We start from the raw sequence: 6,419 nt of genomic DNA, 5'->3' as shown, positions 1-6,419 counted from the left end.
CGGCGAGCGCGGCCAGGGCGGCCCACCGCGCGTCCCCCGTCGCGACGACGAGCGGCGCGGCCCCCGCGAGGAGGCACACGGCGGCCGTGAGGGTGGGCACGACCGCGCGCGCGAGCCGGGTCCGGCGCGCGCCGAGCGGGACGAGGGCGTCGACGACGGGCGCCATCTCCGCGGTGCGCGCGCCCTCGGCCCCGAGCACGGCGGCGCCGAGGCCGGCCACGACCAGCACACCGAGGAGCCCGAGCCCGGAGCCGAGACCGGGGACCTGCTGCGCGACGACGGTCAGCGCGCCGAGGCCGACGAGCTGCGCGAGCGCGGAGGGGCTGCGACCGAGGAGCACGAGGTCGGCCGCGACGACGGCGCCGAACGGGCCCCGCACGACCCCGAACCGCCGCGGCCGCCGGACGCGCACCCGGGCTGCGCCCGCCCGGCGCAGGGCGCGGCCGAGGTCGCGCGTGTCGACCGAGAGCACGGCGCCGCCCACCTGGTCCGCGACCGCGCTCTGCGCGCGCAGGACGGTCGCGCCGAGCGACTCCAGCCCGCGCCACCAGCGCAGCACGAGGACCGCGGCGACCGCGAGGAGCCCGACCGCGACGAGCGGGGGCGCGGCGAGCGCGGGCAGCCCGGGGCGTCCGGCGGCGACGAGCGCGAGGCCCGCCACCGGCACGGCCGCGACGGCGACGTCGCTCGCCCGCGCGAGCACGGCCGCGGCGCGGGGCGACGGCTGGGCGAGCCCCGCGACCGTGACGAGCAGGAGACCGAGCGCGCCGCCCGTGAGCACGGCCCGCAGCGACGGGCCGGCGTCGAGACCGGCGGCGACCGCGACGACCGCGGTCCCGACCGCGCCGACGACGCCGCCGAGCAGCACCGCCCGGACGAACGACGGCACGACGAGCCCACGCCGGTCCGCCGGCGTGGGCACCCACCAGCGCACGCCCGCGCTGCCCACGCCCACCGGCCCGAGCCGCACGACCGTCCCCGCGAGGAACGCGAGCAGCGCGGCCGTCCCGAGCGCCTGGACCCCGCCCGGCCCGAGCACCTGCCCCGAGCCGGTCGCGGCCCCGCCGTCGAGCGACGAGCGGAGCATCGTGGCGAGCCCGACCACCCAGACCGTGGCGAGCGCGACGGACACGACCGCGTACGCGACGTCGACGACGATCTCCCCCGGTCCGGCGTCCGCGCGCGCCGCCGCGGCGCGCACGGTCAGGCGCCGCAGCTCGCGGCCGGTGAGCAGCTCGTCGGGGTCGGTCCGCGGCGCGTGCACCGCGGTGCCCTCACCGTCGTCGCGGCCCGCGCGTCGTGTCGACCCGGGAGCTCCGTCGGGGCGGCGCGCGTCGGCCACCGTCAGCGCACCGCCAGGAGCGCGTCGTGCGCATCCGCCGGGTCCAGCGCGACGCACGCGTCGTCGCCGACGAGCAGACCGCGGGCGCCGGTCCGGGCGACGAGATCGGGGTCGTGCGTCGCGAGGACCACCGCGACGCCGTCCCGCGCGTCGTCGACGAGCAGGCCCGCGAGCCGCTCGCGCATCCCCGGGTCGAGACGCTGCTCGGGCTCGTCGAGCACGAGCAGCTCGCGCGGGCGCGCGAAACCCGACGCGAGGAGGAAGCGGCGGCGCTGGCCCGACGAGAGCGCCGACGGCAGCGCGCCCGCCTGGTCGGCGATCCCGAACCGGTCGAGGAGGGCGTCGACCACGGCGCCCGCCCGGGCCACGCCGTGCCCGCGCGCGACGAGCACGAGGTGCTCGCGCACGGTGAGCGCGGGGAAGAACGCGTCGTCGTCGAGCACGCCCGCGACGCGCGCGCGGAAGTCCCGCTCACGCTCGTCGACGTCGCGACCGAACGCCCGCACGACGCCGCCGAGCGGCGCCTGCAGGCCGAGGACCGTGCGCAGGAGCGTCGACTTGCCGCTGCCGTTCGCGCCGATGACGACCACGAGGTCGCCGGGCGCCACCGTGAGGTCGACGGGAGCGCAGACCGCGACGTCCGCGTAGCCGACGCGCAGGCCGCGCGCCTCGAGGACGGGAGCCGCGGACGGCACCGTCAGGCCTCGGTCGCGGGCCCCGTGGACCCCGCGTCCGCGGCGAGGATCTCGCGGACGCGCGCGACGTCGTCGTGCATCTGGGCGACGAGGGGCTCGATCCCGTCGAAGCGCAGCGTGGGGCGCAGCCGCTCGACGAGCTCGAGGACGACGTCCTCGTCGTAGAGGTCGAGGTCCGCGCGGTCGAGCACGTAGGCCTCGACGCGGCGCTCCACCCCGTCGAACGTCGGGTTGGTCCCGATCGAGATCGCGGCCGGGAGCCGCACGTCCGGGTGCCCGGGGTCGGCGCTCGCGAGCTGGGGCCGCTCGAGCCAGCCCGCGTACACGCCGTCAGCGGGAACCATGCCGCTGATCGCGCCGAGGTTCGCCGTGGGGAAGCCGAGCTCGCGGCCGCGCGCGTCGCCGTGCACGACCGTGCCGCGCACGCGGTGCGCCCGCCCGAGGATGCGCGCGGCCTCGCGCACGTCGCCCGCCGCGAGCAGCGCGCGCACGCCCGTGGAGGACCACCGCACCTGCGAGTCACCGGGTGTCGCCTCGTCGGTGACGGGCACGCCCTGGTGCTGGCCGACGTCGTCGATCGCCACGACGTCGAAGCCGTGGCGCGCGCCGAGCTCGACCATCGTCGCCATGGTGCCCGCGTTGTCGCGCCCGAACCGGACGTCGTGCCCGACGACGACGGCCCCGGCGTGCAGACCGTCGACGAGGTAGGTGCGCACGAACTCCTCGGGGGTCTGGCGGGCGAAGTCGAGCGTGTACTCGACGAGCAGGACGGCGTCGAGACCCGTCCCCGCGAGCAGCTCGACCCGGTCGGCGATGCCCGTGATGAGCTCGGGCGCGCTCTCGGGGCGGTGTACGACGGCCGGGTGCGGGTGGAACGTCACCGCCACGGCGCGCGCGCCGCGCTCGCGGGCGAGGTCGACGATCCGACCGAGCACCTGGGCGTGGCCGCGGTGGACGCCGTCGAAGTTGCCGATCGTCACGACCGACGGGCCGAAACCCGGGGGAACCTGGCTGAGGTCCGTCCACAGGTGCACGCGAGAACTCCTCAGGTGAGCGGGTGGCCGGCGACGTGCGGCCCGGGCGGGCCGACCGCGCCGCCGGAGGTCGGGCGGGCCGCCGGGGAGACGTCGGCACCGCGCTGGACAAGACTGCCACGCCCGGCGCCCCGCGCCGAACCGGAGGGTCAGGCGGGGGCGAGCACGAGCACGGGTCGCGCGAGGTCCGCGCCGCCGCGGCGGGTGTCCTCGACGAGCGCGACGAGCTCGCCCGCCGGGGAGATCGCCGCCGTCGTCCCGGGCGCCCCCGTCGCGGGCACCCACTGCCCGTACGACAGCGCCGTCGCCTCCGGCGCGGTGAGCTCGCGCACGGGGAACGTCGCGCGCGCGGCGTCGGCGAGGGGCAGCGTCGCGAGGACGCCGTCCCGGTCAGCCTGCGCCTCGAGGTCCTCGAGCGTCGAGGCGACGTCGAGCCCGTAGCCGCCCACGCGCGTGCGGCGCAGCGCCGTGAGGTGCCCGCCGACCCCGAGGGCGTCGCCGAGGTCGCGCGCGAGGGCGCGCACGTACGTGCCCGAGGACACGGTCACGGCGACGTCCACGTCGAGCGCGGGTGGCGCGTCGTCGGGCAGACCGGCCTCGCCCGGCGCCACGGGACGCACGTCGAGGACGTCGAAGCGCGAGACGACGGCGGGCCGCGCGGCGAGCGCGACGTCCTCGCCCGCGCGGGCCCGGGCGTAGGCGCGCTTCCCGTCGACCTTGATCGCGCTCACCGTGCTCGGCACCTGGAGGATCTCTCCCGTGAGGTCGGCGACCGCGCGGTCGAGGTCGGCGCGCGCGACGCCGGACGCGTCGGCCGCGGCGACGAGCTCGCCCTCGGCGTCGTCGGTCGTCGTGGCGGCGCCGAGCCGGATCGTCGCGTCGTAGTCCTTGTCCGCGCCGACGACGTACGTGAGGAGCTTCGTCGCGCGGCCGACGCCGAGCACGAGCACGCCCGTGGCCATCGGGTCGAGCGTGCCGGCGTGGCCGACCTTGCGCGTGCCCGCGAGGCGTCGGGCGCGCCCCACGACGTCGTGGCTCGTCCACCCGCCCGGCTTGTCGACGACGACCAGGCCGTCGGGCGCGGTCGGCGGCCGACGCGGGGCACGGTCGCGCGGGCCCTCGGTACGCGCGCTCATCGGGCCTCCCCCGCCGCCGCGCGGCCGGGACCGTCCGACGGGTCGACCGTGCACCGCACGAGCACCGCGAGCACCGGGTCGTCGTCCGCGTGGGCCGGGGCCTGGACGGCGAACAGCGTGTTGAGCAGCATGCCGCGCGCCACGAAGTCCCGCGCCTCCTCGTCGCTCGCCCCGGCGCGCGTGCGGTACAGGTCGAACGCGCGGGCCAGCACCTCGCGCGCCCGGGTGCCGAGCACCGGGTCGGAGCCGAGCACGAACCCGTGCATGAGGACGCGGAGCTGGTCCGGGTCGGCGATGAGCCGCGTGTACGCCTCGCCCATCGCCGACTTCGCGCCGGGGCCGGGCGGGACGGCCTCGAACCGCGCGACGATCTCGCTCGCGACGCGGTCGAACACCTCGCGGAACAGCTCCTCCTTGGTCCCGAACAGCCGCACGACGTACGGCTGGGACACCTGCGCCGCGCGCGCGACCTGGTCGGTGCTCGTGCCCGCGTAGCCGCCCCGGGCGAACACCGCGGTCGCCGCGTCGAGGATCTGCTCGCGGCGCTCGTCGCGCGTCATGCGCCGGGCCGGTGCGTCGGAGGTCATGGTTGACAGGTTATCAGTCGATAACTAGCGTCACTCAGGTAGTAATCAATCAATGCTTACAGTCTGGGAGGCCTCGGCCATGTCACTCCCCTCGACCCACGTCGCACCCGGTCGCGCGACCGTCGCGGACGCCCCGGAGCGCCGCCCGCCCGCCGCGGACACGCCCACCGCCCTGCGCGCGACGGAGCGCCGCCCGCGGCCCGTCGCGCTCGCCCTCGCCGCGGCGTCGCTGCCCATGTTCATGGCGACGCTCGACAACCTCGTCGTCACCGGGGCGCTGCCCGTGATCTCCGAGGCGCTCCGGCCGACCGTCGAGCAGCTCCAGTGGTTCGTCAACGCGTACACGCTCGCCTTCGCCACGCTCATGCTGCCCGCGGCCGCGCTCGGCGACCGCCTCGGCCGGCGCCGCGTCTTCGTCGGCGGCATCGCGCTGTTCACGCTCGCCTCGGCGGCCGCCGCCCTCGCCGACACCCCGGGCGCGCTCGTCGCGGCCCGCGCGGTCCAGGGCGCGGGCGCGGCCGCGATCTTCCCGCTGTCGCTCACCCTCCTCGTCGGGGCGGTCCCGGCCGCGCGCCGCGCGCTCGCGATCGGCGTCTGGGGCGGCGTCTCCGGCCTCGGCGTCGCCCTCGGCCCCCTCGTGGGCGGCGCCGTCGTCGAAGGGCTGAGCTGGCAGGCGATCTTCTGGCTCAACGTTCCGGTCGCGGCCGTCGGCGTGCCCCTCGTGGTCGCCGCGCTGCGCGAGTCCTTCGGCCGCCGGCAGCCGTTCGACGTGCCCGGCCTGCTCCTCGCCGGCGGCGGTGTCCTGCTCGCCGTGTGGGGCATCGTCGACGCCGAGCGGCGCGGCTGGGGCTCGGCCGCGACCCTCGCGACGCTCGCCGCCGCGGTGACGCTCCTCGTGCTCTTCGTCGTGCGGGAGTCCCGCACGGCGCACCCGCTCGTCCCGTTGCGCCTGTTCCGCTCGCGCAGCTTCAGCGCCGCCAACGTCGCGAGCCTCGCGTTCGCGGTCGGGATGTTCGGCGCGGTGTTCCTGCTCACCCAGTTCCTCCAGGTGGGCCAGGGCTACTCCCCGCTCGAGGCCGGCGTCAGGACCCTCCCCTGGACGGCCGCGCCCATGGTCGTCGCGCCGCTCGCGGGCGTGCTCGCATCCCGGGTCGGCGTGCGCCCGCTCGTCGTCACCGGCCTCGCGCTGCAGACCGTCGCGCTCGGCTGGATGGCCCTCCTCGTGGACGCCGACCCGAGCGCCTACGGCACGCTCGTCCCGGCGTTCGTCCTCGCCGGGGTCGGCATGGGCCTGACGTTCGCACCCGTCGCGACGGCGGTGCTCGCCGAGGTCGCGGACGCCGACCACGCGACCGCGAGCAGCGTCAACGCGACCCTGCGGGAGATCGGCGTCGCGCTCGGAGTCGCCCTGCTCACCGCGGTGTTCCTCGCCGCGGGCGGCGCGCTCACGCCGACCGCCTTCGCGACCGGGCTGGTCCCGGCCCTCGTCGTCGGGACCGTCGTGCTCGCCGTCGCGACCGCCGCCGCGCTCTTCCTCCCGCGGGGCGCCGGACGCTGACCGCGCCCCGGGCACGACGAAGGGCCGGTGATCGCACGCGCTGCGTGCCGCCACCGGCCCTTCGTCC

The 6,419-nt window shown here is 77.7% G+C and carries 6 protein-coding genes; 1 reads left to right on the top strand and 5 read right to left on the bottom strand.

The window, feature by feature from the left end:
• The 5 genes from GJV82_RS12595 to GJV82_RS12575 all read right to left on the bottom strand — a co-directional run.
• Positions 1–1,264: DUF6297 family protein (locus tag GJV82_RS12595; protein WP_155099460.1), on the bottom strand; the 1,264-nt coding region annotated here is incomplete at its 3' end.
• Between the two features lie 80 nt (positions 1,265–1,344).
• A complete protein-coding gene (locus GJV82_RS12590) occupies positions 1,345–2,037 on the bottom strand; it encodes an ABC transporter ATP-binding protein (RefSeq protein ID WP_115942375.1) in 693 nt (230 codons plus the stop codon).
• 2 nt (positions 2,038–2,039) lie between these two features.
• On the bottom strand, positions 2,040–3,071 hold the full coding sequence (locus tag GJV82_RS12585; protein WP_318657599.1) for a bifunctional riboflavin kinase/FAD synthetase: 1,032 nt from the start codon (positions 3,069–3,071) through the stop codon (positions 2,040–2,042).
• A gap of 149 nt (positions 3,072–3,220) precedes the next feature.
• Positions 3,221–4,207: a tRNA pseudouridine(55) synthase TruB gene (truB, locus tag GJV82_RS12580; protein WP_155099458.1), complete on the bottom strand. Its 987-nt coding sequence runs from the start codon at positions 4,205–4,207 to the stop codon at positions 3,221–3,223.
• Positions 4,204–4,794 carry a TetR/AcrR family transcriptional regulator gene (locus GJV82_RS12575; protein WP_225873321.1) on the bottom strand — a complete coding sequence of 197 codons (591 nt, stop codon included), beginning with the start codon at positions 4,792–4,794 and terminating at the stop codon, positions 4,204–4,206. The genes truB and GJV82_RS12575 overlap by 4 nt, the downstream gene beginning before the upstream one ends.
• A gap of 79 nt (positions 4,795–4,873) precedes the next feature.
• Between GJV82_RS12575 and GJV82_RS12570 the strand changes: the two genes are divergently transcribed.
• Positions 4,874–6,352 carry an MFS transporter gene (locus tag GJV82_RS12570; RefSeq protein ID WP_155099457.1) on the top strand — a complete coding sequence of 493 codons (1,479 nt, stop codon included), beginning with the start codon at positions 4,874–4,876 and terminating at the stop codon, positions 6,350–6,352.
• Positions 6,353–6,419 lie beyond the last annotated feature (67 nt).

This window comes from Cellulosimicrobium composti (genome assembly GCF_009711085.1).
GTDB classification, from domain to species: Bacteria; Actinomycetota; Actinomycetes; order Actinomycetales; family Cellulomonadaceae; genus Cellulosimicrobium; species Cellulosimicrobium composti.
This window is presented reverse-complemented; position numbering and strand designations above follow the sequence as displayed.